13 protein-coding genes are annotated in these 17,540 nt (G+C 72.9%); 11 read left to right on the top strand and 2 right to left on the bottom strand.

Annotated elements, in window-relative coordinates:
• The first annotated feature begins 212 nt into the window (after window positions 1-212).
• From ACFC1X_RS01660 to ACFC1X_RS01630, 7 genes are all read left to right on the top strand, one after another.
• The gene (locus tag ACFC1X_RS01660) at window positions 213-1,340 is read left to right on the top strand and encodes a radical SAM protein (protein ID WP_376347800.1); all 1,128 of its coding nucleotides are present in this window, start codon (window positions 213-215) and stop codon (window positions 1,338-1,340) included.
• The gene (locus ACFC1X_RS01655) at window positions 1,337-2,068 is read left to right on the top strand and encodes an iron-containing redox enzyme family protein (protein WP_376347798.1); all 732 of its coding nucleotides are present in this window, start codon (window positions 1,337-1,339) and stop codon (window positions 2,066-2,068) included. The genes ACFC1X_RS01660 and ACFC1X_RS01655 overlap by 4 nt, the downstream gene beginning before the upstream one ends.
• On the top strand, window positions 2,061-2,264 hold the full coding sequence (locus ACFC1X_RS01650) for an aroma-sacti cluster domain-containing protein (protein WP_376347796.1): 204 nt from the start codon (window positions 2,061-2,063) through the stop codon (window positions 2,262-2,264). Before ACFC1X_RS01655 ends, ACFC1X_RS01650 begins: the two co-directional genes overlap by 8 nt.
• A 15-nt stretch (window positions 2,265-2,279) precedes the next feature.
• Entirely contained in the window at window positions 2,280-5,651 is a 3,372-nt protein-coding gene (locus ACFC1X_RS01645) for an adenylate/guanylate cyclase domain-containing protein (protein ID WP_376347794.1), read from the top strand.
• 4 nt (window positions 5,652-5,655) lie between these two features.
• Window positions 5,656-6,555: a S8 family serine peptidase gene (locus ACFC1X_RS01640; RefSeq protein ID WP_376347792.1), complete on the top strand. Its 900-nt coding sequence runs from the start codon at window positions 5,656-5,658 to the stop codon at window positions 6,553-6,555.
• Complete coding sequence (locus ACFC1X_RS01635; RefSeq protein WP_376347791.1) at window positions 6,552-7,172, top strand: GAF domain-containing protein; 621 nt, start codon at window positions 6,552-6,554, stop codon at window positions 7,170-7,172. The genes ACFC1X_RS01640 and ACFC1X_RS01635 overlap by 4 nt, the downstream gene beginning before the upstream one ends.
• 70 nt (window positions 7,173-7,242) lie before the next feature.
• Window positions 7,243-8,460 (top strand): cytochrome P450, encoded by a 1,218-nt coding sequence (locus tag ACFC1X_RS01630; RefSeq protein ID WP_376347789.1) that lies wholly within the window; start codon window positions 7,243-7,245, stop codon window positions 8,458-8,460.
• A 62-nt stretch (window positions 8,461-8,522) separates the two neighbouring features.
• Here ACFC1X_RS01630 and ACFC1X_RS01625 read toward each other — a convergent pair whose 3' ends face one another.
• Window positions 8,523-9,557 carry a LuxR C-terminal-related transcriptional regulator gene (locus tag ACFC1X_RS01625; protein ID WP_376347788.1) on the bottom strand — a complete coding sequence of 345 codons (1,035 nt, stop codon included), beginning with the start codon at window positions 9,555-9,557 and terminating at the stop codon, window positions 8,523-8,525.
• Between the two features lie 495 nt (window positions 9,558-10,052).
• Between ACFC1X_RS01625 and ACFC1X_RS01620 the strand changes: the two genes are divergently transcribed.
• The 4 genes from ACFC1X_RS01620 (at window position 10,053) to ACFC1X_RS01605 (ending at window position 16,845) form a co-directional block, all read left to right on the top strand.
• Window positions 10,053-13,493, top strand: coding sequence for an ALF repeat-containing protein (locus ACFC1X_RS01620; protein ID WP_376347786.1), 3,441 nt, complete (start codon window positions 10,053-10,055; stop codon window positions 13,491-13,493).
• Entirely contained in the window at window positions 13,490-13,885 is a 396-nt protein-coding gene (locus ACFC1X_RS01615) for a hypothetical protein (RefSeq protein WP_376347784.1), read from the top strand. The genes ACFC1X_RS01620 and ACFC1X_RS01615 overlap by 4 nt, the downstream gene beginning before the upstream one ends.
• Before the next feature lie 211 nt (window positions 13,886-14,096).
• Entirely contained in the window at window positions 14,097-14,603 is a 507-nt protein-coding gene (locus ACFC1X_RS01610; RefSeq protein ID WP_376347782.1) for a hypothetical protein, read from the top strand.
• A gap of 34 nt (window positions 14,604-14,637) precedes the next feature.
• A complete protein-coding gene (locus ACFC1X_RS01605; RefSeq protein WP_376347780.1) occupies window positions 14,638-16,845 on the top strand; it encodes a trypsin-like serine protease in 2,208 nt (735 codons plus the stop codon).
• 176 nt (window positions 16,846-17,021) lie between these two features.
• On the opposite strand, the gene ACFC1X_RS01600 is transcribed toward ACFC1X_RS01605, so the two are convergent.
• Window positions 17,022-17,531 (bottom strand): O-acetyl-ADP-ribose deacetylase, encoded by a 510-nt coding sequence (locus ACFC1X_RS01600; protein WP_376347778.1) that lies wholly within the window; start codon window positions 17,529-17,531, stop codon window positions 17,022-17,024.
• Window positions 17,532-17,540: the final 9 nt, after the last annotated feature.

Below are 17,540 nucleotides of genomic sequence, written 5' to 3'. Positions count from 1 at the left end.
GTCCCGCAGGCGGACGTATGCGAGCGCCGACCAGGCGCGCGGTCCGGCAACCCGGGTGCTTCGCAGGCCTCTTCCTCTCCCCTGAGCTGCGGGTATACCGACACGAGTGCGGTCGCCAACCGGTGCGGAACCGGACCCCGGGACGGTGCTGTGCGGGCGTCCACAAACGGATGCCCCGACTCGGACGCCCCGTCAGCCGGAAGGAGACCGCGGTGGAGCTAGCCGAACTGGTCGGACTGCGGCCAGTGCCCTGCGCCGGCGTACTGCTGATGGTCACGCAGCGCTGTCCGCTGCGCTGCGCCCACTGCTCGACCTCGTCCACCATGGCGGGCGCGCACACGGACGGCGCGGCACTGCTGCGGTTGGTCGAGTCCTTCGGCCCCGCGGACCGCCCGGAGCTGCTGATGCTCACCGGCGGGGAGCCGCTGCTGCGCCCCCGGCTGGTGACCGAGCTGGCCGAGGCAGCCAGGGCTCGCGGCGTACGCACCGCCCTGTTGAGCGGCATGTTCTTCGCCCGCGGCGGCCGCTTGCCGGCCTCGATCCGGCGTGCGGTCCACGCGGTCGACCACTTCTCCGCGAGCATCGACCGTGAGCACGAACGCGAGGTGCCGAGGGCCGAGGTGCTGCGCGTGCTGGCGGCGCTCCTGGAGGACGGCACGGCCGTGAGCCTGCACGTCACGGGCCTCGGTGACGACGATCCGTACCTGGCCGAGGTCACCCGGGAGGTCCGGCTGGCCTTCGGCGACCAGGTTCCGATGCTCGTGAACGAGGTACGGGCGGTGGGCCGTGCGGCATCGTGGGCCGGGACCCCGACCGCGCCCTCGGCGGCGCCGCCGGACACCGCGCGGGTCCTCCCCTGCGCGATGGCCGCCTGGCCGGTCGTCGCGCCCGACGGTGCGGTGCTCGCCTGTGGGAACCAGGACGCCGTGGATCTGCGGCCAGTGCCGGAGCACCTCCTGCTCGGACACATCGCCCAGGACGACTGGCCGACGCTGCGCCGGCGTGCACTGGAATCCCCCGAGTTGCGGCTGATCCGGTCGCTCGGACCGCTGCACCTGCGGAGCCGCTTCGGGCCCGGAGCGTCCGAGGCCGGGGCGTCCGGGGCCGGGGCGTCCGGGGCCGGTGTGTGCGGCGCGGACGGATACTGCGCGACCTGTGTCGCACTCCCCCGGGACCGCGCACTGCACGAGGCCGTGCGCGGCTACGGGGCAGGGCCGGCCGGGGAACTGCTCGACGCGTACGCCGCACGGACCCAGACCCGTTCCGGCCCGGTCGCGCTCGTGCGACGTTTCGGCTGCGCGCGCTACGCGGGGCTGGTCTCGCCGGGCGGCTCCCGATGACCGCCGGCCGCAGCCGGACCGCGCCGTCACCCTCGCGGACACCGTTGCCTCACAGCCAGGCTCTGAACCTCAAGATCCGCCTGACCGGCCAGGTGTTGAGCACCTCCCTCGCAGGCCTGTGGCACGACGACGGCGACCTGCTCCCGCGGTATGCCCGCTACCTGGCGGCGATGCACCAGGTGATCCGCGCCTCGGTCCCCCTGATGGAGCTGGCGGGGGCGCGCTGCGCCGAACGCGGGGGCGCCGACGCGCTCTCCACGCCCCTCGCCGCCTACTTCGCGCGGCACATCACGGAGGAACAGGACCACGACCAGTGGCTGCTGGAGGACCTGTCCGTGCTGCACGGCAGCCGCGGCCCGGTTCCGGCGCCGTGGGCCGGCGCGGCGGCGGCGCGTCTGGTGGGCGCGCAGTACTACTGGATCGAGCACTGCCATCCGGTGTCCCTGCTCGGGTACATGGCCGTGCTCGAGGGCCGCGCCCCGGCCGCCGGGCTGGCCGACCGGCTCGCGGCGCTGACTGGTCTGCCCGCCTCCGCGTTCCGCACCGTACGCGCCCACGCCACCCTGGACCCCGGCCATGCCGGTGAGCTCGACGCCCTGCTGGACAGCCTCCCGCTGAGCGGCGCGGAGACCGCCGCCGTAGGGGCGAGCGCACTGCACACCATCGGTGCCCTGACCGACCTGATCACCGAGATTTCCGCACCGCGCCCCGGAGGTAACCGTGGATGACTTCGGCAATCCCGTCCTGGACCGACTCGCCGCGGCCGGCCTCCCGTTGGCCGCGCTGAGCCAGGAGCAGCGAGACGTCCTCGGCTCGATGTCGGAAGAGGAGGTCGGACTGCTGCTCGGCCTCAAGGCGCGGCTCGACGAGGTCGAACCGGAGGTCCAGGCGCACACCAGCCTGGCCGGCGGCGCCCTGTTCTGACTGAAAGGAGGCCCCATGAAGTGCCGTTCGTGTTCCGGGACGCTGCCGGGCAACGCTCGCTTCTGCCCACACTGCGGCGAGCCCGTGGCCGCCGCCTCCACCCGGCAGGGAGAGGAGCGGCGACCGGTCACCGTGCTGTTCTGCGATCTGGTGGGCTCCACCGCCTTGTCCGGCCGCCTCGACCCGGAGACGCTGCGGTCCGTCGTACTCCGGTACTTCGAGGCCGTGCGCATCCCTATCGAGGCACACGGCGGGACCGTCGAGAAGTTCATCGGCGACGCCGTGATGGCCGTCTTCGGCATTCCGCGGCTGCACGAGAACGACGCGCTGCGCGCCGCCTCCGCCGCACTGGAGGCGTTGGGTGCCGTCGAGCGCCTCAACCGGGAACTCGACGCCTCCCTCGGCGTACGCCTGGCCGTGCGGATCGGCGTGAGCAGCGGCGAGGCGGTGGTCGGCACCGACGCCGACGCGAGGCAGGTCCTCGTGTCGGGCGAAGTCCCCAACGTGGCTGCCCGACTGGAGCAGAACGCGGCGCCCGGTGAGATCCTCATCTGCCCGGAGACCCGCCTCGCGGTCGCCTCGGCGGCCGTCGTGGACGAAGCGGGCCCACTGGAACTGCGCGGCAAGGCCGATGCCGTACGCGCCTTCCGGCTGCGCGCCCTGAACGGCGACGACCCTGACATGTTGCGCAGGTTCGACCTGCCCTTCGTGGGGCGTAGCGATCAACTCTCCGCGCTGGACGATGCGTTGGCCGATGTGATCAGGGAGCGTGCGGTACGGCTGCTTACGCTGCGGGCCGAGGCGGGCCTGGGCAAGACCCGGCTGCTGCGGGAGTGGCTGGACCGGACACCGGCCCGGCGGGCGCGTGCGGGCACCGGGCGCTGCCGCCCGTACGGCGAGAGCGGTAGTCTCACAGCGCTGGCCGAGGCCGTGACCGCGCTCCTCGACGCGGCCGGCACCCCCGCCACCGGCCCGGACGAGGCGGCCGTGGCGCCGGACCTGGCGGACGCGCTGGCCCTGCTGCGCGCCGGGATGCTGCACGACGGCACCCCCGTCCCGTCCGTCGAAGACACCTGCGCCGCGCTGGCGGTCGTGCTGCGGGAGCTGGCGGCCGAACAGCCCCTGGTGCTGGTGCTGGACGACTTCCACTGGTCGCGGCCGGACCTGCGCACCTGCGTGGAACGGCTGTCGGCCTTCACGGCAGGCATTCCCCTGCTGCTGATCTGCGCCGGACGACCGGAGGACCCGGCCGACCGCGCCCCCGCCGCGGGCCCGGCCCGCACCCGGGCAGACGCCCGGCTGACGCTCCCCCCGCTGTCCGAGGCCGAATGCGCCCGCCTTGCCGCGGCGCACGTCGAACGGACCCCCGCGGGTGGGCTGCCCGGAGGCCGGCCCACCGGGCAGCCGCCGGCCGGACATCCGCCCTCAGGGCCGTCCGGCGCGGGAAGTCCTCGGGTCTCCGCCCGCGTCCTCGAACGCGCCGAGGGCAACCCGCTGCTGCTGGAACAGCTCCTCGTGGTCGCCGGCACCGCCGGCGCCGAGGACCTGCCGCCCACGGTCCAGGCGTTGCTGGGCGTCCGCATCGACGCGCTGGGTGCGGCCGAACGCGCTGCCCTGTCCCTCGCCGCGGTCCTCGGCCGCGAGTTCGAGGCCGAGCAGGTCGCGGGGCTGGCCCACTCCGGCCCCGAGGGTGCGCCCGGCGGTGAACTGCGGAACGCGACCGCGACCGCGCTGCGCGACCTGACCCGCCGCAGCATGGTCGAGGAGGTGGGGCGGCGGGACCGTTCTGCGAGCCGTTACCGCTTCGCCAACGGCCTGGTCCAGGAGGTCTCGTACCAGCGCACCGCCAAGCGGACCAGAGCCGACCGTCACGAACGCACCGCCGACATGCTCGCCGCGTCCGCCGCCCCGGACCACGAGATCGGCGCCCACCTGGAACACGCCCACCACTACCGCACCGAACTGGGCATGGCCAACGACCGCACCGAGCACCTGCGGGTCCAGGCGGCCACGTACACGGCCGCTGCGGGTGCGCTCGCACTCGCCCGGGCCGACCTCGGCTGGGCGGAACCGCTCCTGCGTCGCGCGGCGGCACTGACCCGCCCCCATGACATGCAACGTCTTTATGTGCTCTGGCAGTTGGCCGAGGTACTGGTGGCCGGGGGCGAGCTGGACGAGGGCCGTGCGCTGCTCGGGGAGATCCTCGCGGCCACAGACACGAGGACGGTCACGCACACCGACGCGTACAGGGACGCGGAAGCGGAGACTGCCACGACCGTGGCCCCGGAGACGGCGCAGGCACATTCCTCCTGTCCGCCCGTCCGGGCGACCCCGCGCACCGGCCCCGGCCGCGCGTCCCCCACCCTGATCCGCGCGCACGCCCGGCTCGCGAGCGCCGTGCACGCCGGCACGGACACGGACCCCTTCCACGCCGCACGCGTCGCCGACGAGCTGATGGGAGAGTTCGTCGCCGCAGGGGACGAACTCGGCCAGGCCCGGGCCTGCCTGCGCATGGCCCAGGCACGGCAGACCCTCGGCCGCCACGGCGAGGCCGAGCGGCTGCTGCTGCGCGCCGCCGAGCACGCGCTGCGCGCCGACGCCGAACCGGAGCGCGCGGCCGTGCTGGGCGCGCTCGGCATCTCCCTGTGGGGCGGGCCCACTCCGGTGCCCGAGGCCGTGGAACGCTGCCGGGCGCTGCTCGCACGCCACGGCGTCCGGCGCATCGTACGCGTCACCCTCAACGGCCCCCTGGCTGTGCTGCTGGCCCTCGACGACCGGCCCGAGCAGGCCACGGCATGCCTGGACACGGCCGAGGAGTGCGCACGCGACTGCGGGTACGCGGAGACGGCCGTCTTCCTTCCGTTCTTCCGCGCCACCGTGGCGTCGCTCACCGGCCGCCCGCACGCGGCGTACGAGCTGCTGCGGCAGGCGGGTGAGGCCGCGTCGCGCCTGGGAGCGGCGGGGACGCCGGACCAGTTCGCGCGCGCCGAGTCCAGGGCGCTGCTCGACGCCGGGCGCCCTGCCGCCGCGCGGAGACTGCTGCCGCCTGCCCGTCCCGGCCCGTTGCCCCTGGAGGACGCCGTCGACCTGCACGGGCTGCTCGCCCGCGCTCTCGTACACACCGATCCCGCCCGCGCCCTGGAGCTGGCCCGGCAGGCGGTGACCGAGGCCCAGGCCGCCGACTCGCCGGTGCTCCAGGCCACCGCGGCCCTCGATCTGGCCTGCTGCGCCGCGGAGTCGGGGCTGGGTGCGGAAGCGCTCCGGGCCGCCGGTACGGCGCACGCCCTGTTCACCGCCAAGGGCCATCGACCGGGCGCGCGCCGCGCCGAAGAGTTCCTGGGCACGTCCGGTCGCCGGCACGAGGCCCCCGTCCCGCAGGAGAGATGACAGCATGACTCCGCCAACCGCAGATCCCACCGCGCCGCCGGGCGGCCAGGGGCCGCCTTCCCCGACGGCCCGGCCCCGGCCGGAGCCGCCCGGGCTCACCTGGAGTCTGCGGGGGCGCACCCCGCTGGACATCGCGCTCGCTGCCGACGGGCCACGCGTCACCCCCGACTGGGCCTGGGGCGGATCCGGCGGAAGAGGGGTGCGGGTGTGTGTCGTGGACAGCGGCGTCGAACGCGACCATCCGGACGTGGGGCCGGTCGACGGGTCCTGGGTGGTCACCAGCGACGCAGACGGGCCACGCGTCGTGCCCACCGACACCGGGGACACCTGCGGGCACGGCACCGCGTGCGCCGGGATCATCCGGCGGCTCGCGCCCGACTGCGAACTGCACAGCCTCCGTGTGCTGGGCGAGCGCTTCTCCGGAACCGGCGACGTGCTGCTCGCCGGGCTGCGCTGGGCCGTACGGGAGGGATTCGACGTGGTCAACCTGAGCCTGTCGACCACCCGCGCCCGGTTCGCACAGGAACTGCGGGAGCTGGCCGACGAGGCGTACTTCGGCGGCACCGCGCTGGTCGCGTCCGCACACAACGCCCCCGTGGAGAGCTTCCCGTGGCGGTTCTCCTCGGTGTTCTCGGTGGGCAGCCACCAGGAGACCGGACCCGGCCTGCACCTCTACAACCCCGAGCCGCCCGTGGAGTTCTTCGCCCCCGGCCAGAACATCCCGGTCGCCTGGCTGAACGCCGGGACGATCCGCACCACCGGCAACAGCTTCGCCGCCCCCTACATCGCCGGCACCTGCGCGCGCGTCCGCGCCAAGCACCCGGACCTGACGCTGTTCCAGCTCAAGAGCGTCCTCTATCTCACCGCAGCCAACGTACGAGTCGATTCCAGAGGTGCAGCATGAGCCACCCCGACAACGCGGCCCCAGAGCGGCTGGACCCGCGGGCACGCGAACTGCTCCAGTCCGTCGTGGACACCGCGCGGGCCATCTTCGGCGCGGCGGCCAGCTCGATCTTCCTGTTCGACGAGGAAGCCGGTGAACTGGTCTTCCAGGCGGTCTCCGGTGAGGGACAGGACTTCCTCGTCGGCCGCAGGTTCCCCGCCGGACGCGGCATCGCGGGCTGGGTGGTCAGCTCCGGCGAGCCCGTCGTCGTGGACGACCTCACGCACGACCGCAGCTTCGCCCGCGACCTGGCCGAGTCCACCCGGTTCGTGCCCACCGCCCTGATGGCCGCGCCGCTGCTGGACTCCGCCGGCGTCCTGGGTGTGCTGGAAGTCCTGGACCCAGCCCCGCAGGCCCGCTCCGACCTGGCCGAACTCGATCTGCTCTCGCTCTTCGCCCGCCAGTCCGCCAGCGCCCTGCGCGTGGTGACGGAAGGCGTCCCCGGCCATCCGCCCCGCCCACGGGAGGCTACGGGAGTGCAGGCAGTCGCCGAGCTCGACGCGGCGGGCCGGGCAGTGGGCCTGGTCCTGGTCGACGCCGTACGCGACCTGCTCCTGGCACCGGGCGGCCGCTCCTGAACCGCCCGCGCCCCGGCTCTCGTCGCCACAGCACCCACACACCCGCACCCTGACGTCCAAGGAGCCCTTCGTGTCCTTCGAGCCGACCGACTCACCGCTGGGCGCCGCCTTCGTCTCCGACCCCGGACCCGTGCTGTCGCGGATGCGGGAAGCCTGTCCGGTGACCCGTACCACCACACCGTCGGGGCACGTCGTGTGGGTGGTGACCCGGGAGGCGGACGTGCGCGCCGCACTGCGCGATCAGCGGCTGTCGTTGCACAGCGTGCCGCGCCCGTCCGGGCGGCGTCGGCGCGCCCTGGACCGGACGCTGGTGAACTACGACCCTCCCGACCACACACGTCTGCGGCGCCTGGCCGCGCCCGCGCTCGCCCCGGCACGGCTGGCCCCGCTGCGGGTCCGCGTCGACGCCTTGGCCCGGCACACGCTGGACGGACTCGGCCGCCCCGAGCGCCTGGAGCTGCTGACGGACTTCGCCCGCCCCTTCGCGTTCGCCGTGCTGTCCGAGGTCATGGGCGTCGCGGAAGGCCACCGTCCCGGCGTCCACCGGGCACTCGACGTCCTGGCCGACTCGGGCGGCCGCACCGACCGGCAGCGGGAGTCGGCCCTGGACGCCCTGGACGCCTGCGTGCGCGTCGCGGCCGACCGGAATCGGCCGCCGGAGGGGTCCGGCGGGGTGTTCGCGGAGATCGTCGGGGCCTGGCGGGCTGCGGACGGCACAGCGGACGGGCCGCCCGTGAGCCGGGACGAACTCCTCGACCTGCTCGCGATGTTGCTGCTGGCCGGTTACGACAGTACGGTGCAGGCGCTCGGCATGGCCGTGCTGACGCTGGTCACCGCCCCGCAAGGCACTCTGGCCTCGCTCGCCGCCGACCCCGGGTCGCTGCCCGGCGCACTGGACGAGTTGCTGCGCGTCGACACACCCGGCCCCTTCGCGACCACCCGCCGCGCCCTGTGCAACGTGGAGATCGGAGGGACGGTGATCCCGGCGAGGAGCGCGGTACTGCTGTCGGTGTCCGCCGCCAACCACGACCCCCGCGCCCACAAGGAGCCGCACCTGCTGCGACTGGACCGGCCGACCCGGGCCCGCCAGTTGAGCTTCGGGCTGGGCGCGCACTACTGCCTGGGATCGGCCTTGGCCAGGATGTCCCTGGTCGCGGCCCTGGATGCGCTGGTCGGCCGGCTGCCGCACCTGCGGCTCGCCGTACCGTCGGGCCGGCTGCGCTGGGGCGGTGGGTACCAGCACCGTCGGCTGCTGGAACTGCCGCTGCTCACCGGGAAGGCCACGTGACAGCGTCCCACGCACGGCCCGTCCGGGCGGCGCCTCACGCACGGTCGGCACCCCGCCGCGCCTCACCCTTGGTCGGCCTCCGGCCGCTCCGTACCCGCGGACGGGGGCGCCATCGCCATCGGCGCGGTCACGTCGAGCCTTGTACGGGCGAGGTAGCCCGCCTGGAACCGGCTGGACGCCCCCAGTACCTCCATCAGCTCGGCGACGTGCTTGCGGCATGTGCGCAGCGACATGCCCAGGCGCCGCGCGATCATCTCGTCTTTCATGCCCTCCGCGAGCAGGCGGATCACCGCGTGCTTCACGTCGTCGAGGACGTAGTCCCACTGCCGCAGCGGGGTGTACGCCTCGGCGGAGGACCAGGACTGGTCGAACACCCCGCACAGATACAGCACCAGCGACGGCTCGCGGACCACGACCGCACCATCGATGCTGAGCCGGTGCGGCAGCACCGCCACCTCCCGGTCGAAGACCAGGATCCGTCCGAACAGTTCGGTGAGCGTCCGGACTTCGGCCCCGGCGGCGGTGACCCGCTGCACATACTCCTGCGTCGGCGCGTGCCGCCGCGCGGTGTGCTGGTAGAGGGTGCGCATGCGCACCCCGCGGCGGATCATCGCGAGGTCCCGCGCGAACGCCTGCTCCAGCAGATGCGGTGCGCGGGGGCCGCCCGGCTGCGCGGTCAGCACCTCTGTACGGCAGGTCGTGGTCAGCCACTCGATCAGGTCGAGCACCGTCGGCAGGTCGAGGATCTCGTCGAAGCCGCTGGTTTCCGAGCGCCGGCCGCCCGCGGCGTAGACCTCCTCCAGGACCGACAGCTGCGCCCGCGCCCGTTCCGCCTCGGCCAGCCGACGCCGCAGCTCCGCCTCGACCGGTGCCACCCGGCTGGCCGCAGCCACGGCCGGCGGGACCGGGAGGAACACGCGGGCGGAACCGTCCGCCTGGGGCTCGTCCTTGGGGCGCAGCAGGTGCAGGTCGAGTAAGACGGAGACGATCCCAGCCACGTGCGCGTCGGCCAGTCCCAACTCCTGCGAGACCTGTCTTCGCGTCAGGTCGCCTTTGCGCAGCGCGAGTTGATAGACAAGGATCTCTTGCTCGCTCAAGTAAGGAAACGTTGTCGGCGTGTCTGGTTGGTCGGCCATAGCGCCTCCCGGGGCCAGGGTCCTGGGTCGTGACCGAACCGGCGCCCAGGCGGCCGTGGCGCCCCGGGCCACGAGCTGTACGCCTGATGAACACGCGCTCCCCCCGGTGCGAGCGCAGCGAACGCCACACTCCGGACATCGTACAGTCGGCCTCCGCAGCCGGACGTGGAATCAAGCGAATTCGCAGTCTCCATCAATTCGTTATCAAGATCGCTACAACCCTTTCGGGTCGTGACACACATCACGACGGGCACTCGAGGATTACCCGATTTCCGACCGTTTTCTGCATTGGACGAGTCCCCCAAGCCCAGGCTTCGATAGAGCGCTTGGACCGCAGGGGGGGCGGCGCGATTTCCCCTCGTCACGTGAAGGGGAGTCGTGATGTCAGCATCACCACGGGTATTTAGCAGACGCCAGTCACTGGCCATTTTCGGGGGGATCGCGGCAGGTACCGCAGTGCCCCTGGGGCTGTTCGGGTCCCAGGCCGCGTACGCGGCGGACACGGCGGGGGCCGACGGCGTTACACAGCTGCCCGACACCGACCGGGGCAAGGTCGTGCACGCGTACCGGACCGGCAACCGCGCGGTGCGCACGGCCGCGGCGGCGGCGCTCGTGGGCAGCGCTGAGGACGTGGCCACGTTCCTCCGCGAGAAGCTGCCGGCGGCCACGGCCGAGGACAACCGGTTCACGCTCACCCAGGCCCTGGTCAGTGCGGGCAAGGCGACGCGTGCGGGGATCGGGCAGGCGCTGTCCGACGGGGACGCCGCGGTCGCCGCCTATCTGCAGGGCGGCTTCGCGTCGGCGGTGCACGAGGACCTCGAAGTGGCCGTGACCACGGTCAACGCCCATGGCGGCAGGGCCGTGAAGCGTGAGTCCTCCGAGGCGCTCGCGACCGGTACGGACTTCGCGCTGCGGAACTTCCTCAGCAGCGGGCAGTACGACGCGCACGACGAGGACCAGCGCGTCCAGGTGACCTCCATCCTCGTGACCGCCTCGCCGCAGGTGCGGGAGTACGCGGAGCGGGCGCTCAACGACGGCTCGCCGCGCGCGATCCAGTGGTTCCTGACGACGGGGCAGTACATCGCCCGGGCGCGGGACGAGGAGTCGGCGGAGATCCAGCAGCTGGTCAAGATCGTGGAGTCGGAGGGGCGGCGCGCCGAGCGCAAGACCGACGAAGCGGTCGAGCTGTCCGAGCAGGCGGTCAAGGCCGCCGAGAAGGCCAAGGCGGCCGCGCTGGAGGCGAAGGCGGAGGCGAAGGCCGCCGAGCAGGACGTGCAGCGCTCGGCCAAGGCCGCGAACAAGGCGGCGCGGGCCGCCCAGGGTGCCGCGGCCGCCGCCTCGACCGCGGTGTCCGCCTCGCGTACCGCGCAGGCCGCGGCCCGGCGTTCCGTGGCCGCGGCGAACGCCGCCGCGGCAGCAGCCGCCGCCGCGGGGCGCGCCGCATCGCGTGCGTACCGCGCCGCGATCAGCGCCTCCAAGAACGCGAACATGGCGGAGGCCGCCAATCAGGCGGCGAAGGCCGCGCGGGTCATGGTCGACTGGGTGCGCACCGTGGCCGCGAAGGCCAAGCTCGCGGCCTTCGCCTCCGATGCGGCCAGGGCCGCGGGCAACGCCGCCGCGGGTGCCGCGGTCAACTCCGCCGCCGCCGCGCGCGCTTCGGCCGACGCCGCCGTGTCCGCCGGTGCCGCGCGGTCCGAGGCCGCCGAAGCGCAGCGCCAGGCCGCCATCGCGGAGGCCGCCGCCGGTCGGGCCACGGCGGCCGCGAGCCGGGCCTCGGCTCTGTCCAGCAGGTCAGCTGCCGCCGCGCGTTCCGCATCCGCCGCCGCCGACAGCGCGGCCGACCACGCGGAGAAGGCGGCCGACGCCGCCGAGGAAGCGGCCCGGCACGCCGGCAAGGCCGTGGACTACGCCAACCGCTCCACCGCCGCCGCGAACGCCGCCGTGGAAGCGGCGAACAAGGCGTACGACGCCGTCAACGAGGCGCGGGAGGTCGAGCAGGAGGCCCGTGAGGCCGAGATCGCGCGGCTGAACGAGGAGGCCGCGGAAGCGATGGAGGTCGCCAAGCAGCAGGCGGCCACCGAGAGCGACGAGCTGGCGCGCGCCAACCAGGAGCGCACCCAGGAAGCACGCCTCTCCGAGGAACTTGCCACGCTGATCACCGCGATGGAGGCGGCGCTCGCCGGAGGCCGGACCGGTGAGGCCGTGGACAAGGGGCGGCAGGCCGCCGTCCAGCTGCTCGACGGGCCGGGTACGTGGACCCGGGAGGCGGCCCAGTTCGCCCTCGCGGGCTCGGATGACGACGTACTGCGGTGGATCGAGGCCGACCGGGTCCTCACCCTGCAGCAGGACAACGCGGAGAACGCAGCGGCCATCGCCGCAATCTCCACGCAGCACGTGGCCACGGCGGCCGCGTCGGCGCTGCAGACCGAGGACGCCGCCGCCATCAAGGCGTTCCTGGAGACCGGTGCGGTCGAGGCGGCCAGGGACGACAACGAGGTCGAGGTGACCACGCTCCTCGCCGACGACTCCACCGGTAAGGCGGTACGGCGGGCGGCCGAGGCAGCGCTCGAGAAGGGCACCGGCGAAGCGCTGCACCACTTCCTGCACGTGGAGCTCCCCGCGGCCGTCCACGAGGACGACCAGGTGGCGGCCACCACGCTCCTGACGACCGGCGGCCCGTACGTACAGGCCGCGGCGAAGGTCGCGCTCGAAGGCGATTCGCACATGCTGCGCCAGTTCGTCGGCACCACGCAGCACGAGTTCGCGCGGATCGACCACGACCACGCCACGCACATCAGCGCGATCCGTGCGGCGATCGCGCAAGCGGCCAAGATCGCGCAGGACGCCCTCGAGGACGCGGCGCGGGCCTCCGAGGCGGCCGCCCTCGCCCGCTCGGAGGCGGAGAAGGCGACCGACTGGGCCAACAAGGCCAAGGGGTGGGCGGCCGACGCCAAGGTCTCCGCCGAGGAGGCCCGGCAGAACGCGACGGCCGCCGAAGCCTCCGCGGCCGCCGCCGCGCAGTCCGCGCGGACCGCGGCCAACGCCGCCGCGGTGGCCCGTGAGGCGAGCAGAGTGGCGCGGAACGCCGCGGGCCGGGCCGCGCGTTCCGGCGTGGTCGCCGCGTCCTACGCCGCGGACGCGCAGGCCTCGGCGGCGTCCGCGCGGGCCTCGAAGCTCGCGGCGGGCAAGAGCGCCACCGAGGCGGCCGTCGCCGCGACCGAGGCGAAGATCCTGGTCATCCAGGCCGCGATCCGGCAGGCGTACCAGAACGCGATCGACAACTCGAAGGTGCCGATCAACGACGAAAACGGCCTGCCGGAGGGCGCCGAGAGCTGCCTGACGCCGTTCGGCGACCCGATCACGCACCGGAACAACACCAACCCGTGGGAGCTGGGGTGGAGCTGGCTCAGCGGCGACGGCCCCCGGTCGCTGTGCTTCGGCCCGGACGACCCCTTCACCAAGACCTACCGCGAGCACTCGGAAACCCAGGCGGTGCTCGACTTCTTCCTCGAAATGCAGCGGAGCGGGGATTACGAGCTGGGCCACACCTACATGAACGACTACTCACTCAGTACCTGGGAGGGCGTCGGCAAGTACCTCAGGGACCTCGGGACGCTCACCACGGCCGGGCACACCGGCAACCTCGCGTACACGTACCTGGGCTCGCACCAGGTACGTATGACTCCTATCCGGAAGAACTCGGACGGGTCGGTCGTATGGCGCTACACCATGTACAACGAATCGGACATCGAGTCGGCGACGCACCCGCCGGTCATCGGGTACACGGACTGGTGGAGCGACAACGTGGGCGCGTTCCTGGACAAGGTCATCGGTGACGACGGGCCGGGGTCGCGCACGACTCAGGTGATCGAGTTCAACGTCACGCTGGGCCCGTGATCCGCGGGAGGACCGGAAAGCAGTGGCTCTTCGCCGCCCTGGCCGCTTCCGCTTCCGCACTGCTCGTCTCGGGGTGCTCGGAGGCGGTCGACCCGGAGAAGCTGCCCGGTGTGTACCGCAATGCCGAGGGCGCGCAGATCGAGCTCGGGGCCGGCGGAACGTTCTCGGCCACGGACGTGACGACGCGCGAGGGCTATGGCCCGGTCGACTTCAGCGGCAACTGGGACTACGTGAAGCGCGACACTTCGAGCGATTTCGTGTACCTGCTCGTCGAGGACGGCGAGCTCGGCAAGACGGGCGGGATCCAGCTCTACACGGAGGACCAGGACACGGTGTACTTCCGGTACGACCCTGATGGGCCGATCACCCAGAAGCTCGACAAGGCGAGCTGAGCGGCCTGACGGCGCAGGGCGGTGAGGTCGCGGAGTTTTCCTTCGCGCCCTTACCCCCCTTCTTCACGGACGCCTCTGGTCGGACCGCATTGCGCGCCTTTACGAAGTCGTTATGACGATCACTACAACCCTTAGGAATGGGACGGGCTCACCAAACGCCCGCTCCGATAAGGGACTTCAACCCCAAGAAAGTCGAGTTTCAAGGACTGTGATGAAGACACGCAGCGCATTCGTGCGCGTTCTGGGTGCCGCGGCCACCGCCGGCGCCCTGGCATGGGCCGTGCTCGCCCAGGGCGGCGCTGGTGCCGCCGCCGGGTCCTCCACCGAGACCGTCGCCGAGGCCGCGCCCGGCTACGTCGTCGAGGACTACAACTACCCGAACGCCGACAAGATCCTGGCGGAGCAGAACATCCTCCTCAAGCGCGGCGATGGCCACATCGTGCTCGCCGACTGCGCCAGCGGGGACAACCTCCTGCAGTTCCTCGCGCGCGACCACGAGGACGTCTGCTTCAAGGTCACCGCCGACGAGGGCTGGCTCACCCTCGAACTGCCCGCGGTGCACGGGGTGAAGACGGATGACTCCACCAACACCCACCTGGAGATGACCGCCGAGGACGACCAGGTCGAGTACGACATCCCCGCGGACACGTGGAAGGGCGTCGGCGAGTCCGTCGACGGCAGGGACCACGTCCTGGTCGAGATCCGTGTCACCAACTAACCGACGTCGCCCTGTGATTGAGGAAACCACTCGTATGTCTTCCATCAGACGTCCCCGGCTGACCGCGCTCGGCGTGGTCCTGGCCGCCGGGTCGCTCGCGCTGAGCACGGCACCTGCCGTCGCCATCACCGGTGGCACACCGGTCGCCGACTCGGACACCACCTACGCCTACGCCGCACAGATCACCATCGGCGCCCACGACCGCGGCTGCTCCGCCGTCCTCGTCGACGCCGAGTGGCTGCTCACCGCGGCCAGCTGCTTCGCCGAGAACCCGGCCGCCTCGCTCGCCGTCCCGGCCGGCGCCCCCGCCAAGTCGACCACCGCCGTCATCGGCCGCTCCGACCTCTCCGGCACGCAGGGCGCCGAGCGCCGCGTCGTCGAGATCGTGCCGCGCACGGACCGCGACGTGGTCCTGGCCCGCCTCAACCGGCCCGTCACCAACGTGACCCCGGCCCAGCTCGCCACCGCCGCGCCCGCGGCCGGTGCGGAGCTGACCTTCGCCGGTTACGGCCGTACGAAGACCGTTTGGGCACCGCTCGAGCTGCACACCGGCACCTACACCGTCGACTCCACCGCGGCCACCTCCGCGGGCGTCACCGGCAAGAACGGCGCGGCCGCCTGCATGGGCGACACCGGCGGCCCGGTCATCTCCGGCGGCAAGCTCGTCGGCCTCAACAGCCAGTCCTTCCAGGGCGGCTGCCTCGGCGTCGACGAGACCCAGACCTCCACCGCGGGCGTCATCGCGCGCGTCGACGACCTCGCCTCCTGGATCAACGCGAAGGCCGGTGCCACCCGCATCGTCGACTTCAACGGCGACGCCATCGAGGACATCGCCGTCGGCGACCCGATGGCCACGGTCGGCGGGGAGACCACCGCGGGTCTCGTCCGCGTCGTCCACGGCGGCGGCAAGGGCAACGCCGAGATCACCCAGGACCTCGACTGGGTGCCCGGCGGCGCCGAGGCCGGGGACCACTTCGGCAACCACCTCGCGACCGTCGACTACAACGAGGACGGCTACACCGACCTCGTCGTCTCCGCGTCCGAGGAGAACGTCGGCAGCGGTGTCGACGCCGGCTTCGTCGACATCCTGTTCGGGGGCAAGAACGGCCTCGGCAGCGGCCCGGCCGCCCGCCACTTCGAACAGGGCTCCGGCAACGGCTCCATCGGCGCCGCCGCGCCCGAGACCGGCGACCGGATGGGTGCCGCCCTCGATGCGGGAACCACCGCCGAAGGCAAGCCGTGGATCCTGATCGGCGCGCCGGGCGAGGCGCTCGGTTCGCTCGCCAAGGCGGGTGGTGCCTTCTACGTGCACGGCGACACCAACGTCAGCATCAACCAGGACACCGCGGACGTCCCCGGCGCGGCCGAGGCCAACGACGCCTTCGGCACGTCCGTCACCGGCGATGCCAACTTCATCGCCATCGGTGCTCCCGGTGACGACATCGGCGGCGACGCGAACGCCGGCAACCTGGCCGTGCTCAGCCACAAGCTGAACGCCGACGGACGGCCCTCCGTGGTCGCGGGCCTGGACCAGGACAACGAGAAGATCAACGCCGGCGCCGAGGCCGGTGACAAGTTCGGTCAGGCCCTCGCGATGGTCGCCTACCGCCCGTCCGGTGCGGCCACGGCCACCGACTCGATCCTGGCAGTCGGCACGCCCGGCGAGGCCCTGGCCGCCGAGACCGGGGCCGCGCAGCAGGCCGGCGCGGGCAACGTCATCCTCGTGCACCTCAAGGCCAACGGCACCTGGGACTACATGCACGCGCTCAACCAGGGCTCCGGGACCGACGACCGCTCCGGCACGATCGAGGCCGGTGACTACACGGGCTCGTCCCTCAGCGCGGTCAACACCGCGCCCCGGGAAGTCGGTTCGGCCGCCACCCTGAAGATCGCCGTGGGCACCCCGGGTGAGGATCTCGCGGGCGTCACCGACGCCGGTGCCATCCACACCTTCTCGCTGATGGGTTCGGCAGGCGCCAACGACCTGTGGATCGAGGCCGGCGACGGCGACGGCATCCCCGGATCCCCGGGTGAGGGCAACAAGCTGGGCACGAGCATCCACTTCACCCCGCGGAACCTCTACGCCGGTATGCCCTACGGGCCCGCCGCCACCGGAGCCCTGCACGTCCTGCCGTTCCCGAACGCCGTATCGGGCGGTACGAGCATGCCCGCGACCACGTACCAGCCGGGCAAGGGCGGACTCCCGGCCAACGGCAACTACTTCGGGTACTCGGCGCGGTAAAGGCTGCGACCGCATGACATGAGCCCTCCCCCGGGGATCGCGACATGACGTTGTCGGTCATTCGGGGGCAGGCTCCTCTCGGCCCCGCCGGGCTTCGGCCCGGCGGGGCCGAGTGCTGCGCAGCGGCTGGTGCGGTTGCGGGCCCGGGGGTGTGGCACGATCCAGCGCCCCGGCGGTCAGCCGGCATACGCAGCGAACGCCTCGTAGGCCCGGTCGTCGAAGAGGACGAACCTGACCTCCTCAACGGCCGTTTCGGCTCCCCGCACCGTCTCCACGGCGATGCGGGCCGCGTCGTCCAGCGGCCAGCGGTAGACGCCCGTGGAGATGGCCGGGAAGGCGACCGTGCGGGCGCCCAGTTCGTCGGCGAGGTGGAGGGACTCGCGGTAGCAGGAGGCGAGGAGGTCGGAGCGGTCCTCGGTGGTGCTGTACACCGGGCCGACCGTGTGGATGACCCAGCGCGCGTCCAGGTCGCCGGCGGTGGTGGCGACCGCGCGGCCGGTGGGGAGGCCCTTGCCGAGGTGACCGGCGCGCAGGCTTCGGCACTCCGCGAGGATCGCGGGGCCGCCGCGCCGGTGGATGGCGCCGTCGACGCCGCCTCCGCCGAGCAGGGAGGAGTTGGCCGCGTTGACGATCGCGTCGGCGCTCTCGCGGGTGATGTCGCCCTGGACGAGCGTGATGGTGGTCATGGGGTACCC

Source organism: Streptomyces sp. NPDC056128, assembly GCF_042263835.1.
Classification (GTDB): domain Bacteria; phylum Actinomycetota; class Actinomycetes; order Streptomycetales; family Streptomycetaceae; genus Streptomyces.
The sequence above is the reverse complement of the archived record's forward strand: the minus strand, read 5'-3'. Positions and strand labels throughout refer to the sequence as shown.

What these genes read in the sequence shown, in the direction of transcription:
- ACFC1X_RS01600 (WP_376347778.1), bottom strand. Translation starts at nt 17,531, where the DNA reads ATGACCACCATCACGCTCGTCCAGGGCGACATCACCCGCGAGAGCGCC.
- ACFC1X_RS01640 (WP_376347792.1), top strand. Translation starts at nt 5,656, where the DNA reads ATGACTCCGCCAACCGCAGATCCCACCGCGCCGCCGGGCGGCCAGGGG.
- ACFC1X_RS01605 (WP_376347780.1), top strand. Translation starts at nt 14,638, where the DNA reads ATGTCTTCCATCAGACGTCCCCGGCTGACCGCGCTCGGCGTGGTCCTG.
- ACFC1X_RS01645 (WP_376347794.1), top strand. Translation starts at nt 2,280, where the DNA reads ATGAAGTGCCGTTCGTGTTCCGGGACGCTGCCGGGCAACGCTCGCTTC.
- ACFC1X_RS01635 (WP_376347791.1), top strand. Translation starts at nt 6,552, where the DNA reads ATGAGCCACCCCGACAACGCGGCCCCAGAGCGGCTGGACCCGCGGGCA.
- ACFC1X_RS01610 (WP_376347782.1), top strand. Translation starts at nt 14,097, where the DNA reads ATGAAGACACGCAGCGCATTCGTGCGCGTTCTGGGTGCCGCGGCCACC.
- ACFC1X_RS01655 (WP_376347798.1), top strand. Translation starts at nt 1,337, where the DNA reads ATGACCGCCGGCCGCAGCCGGACCGCGCCGTCACCCTCGCGGACACCG.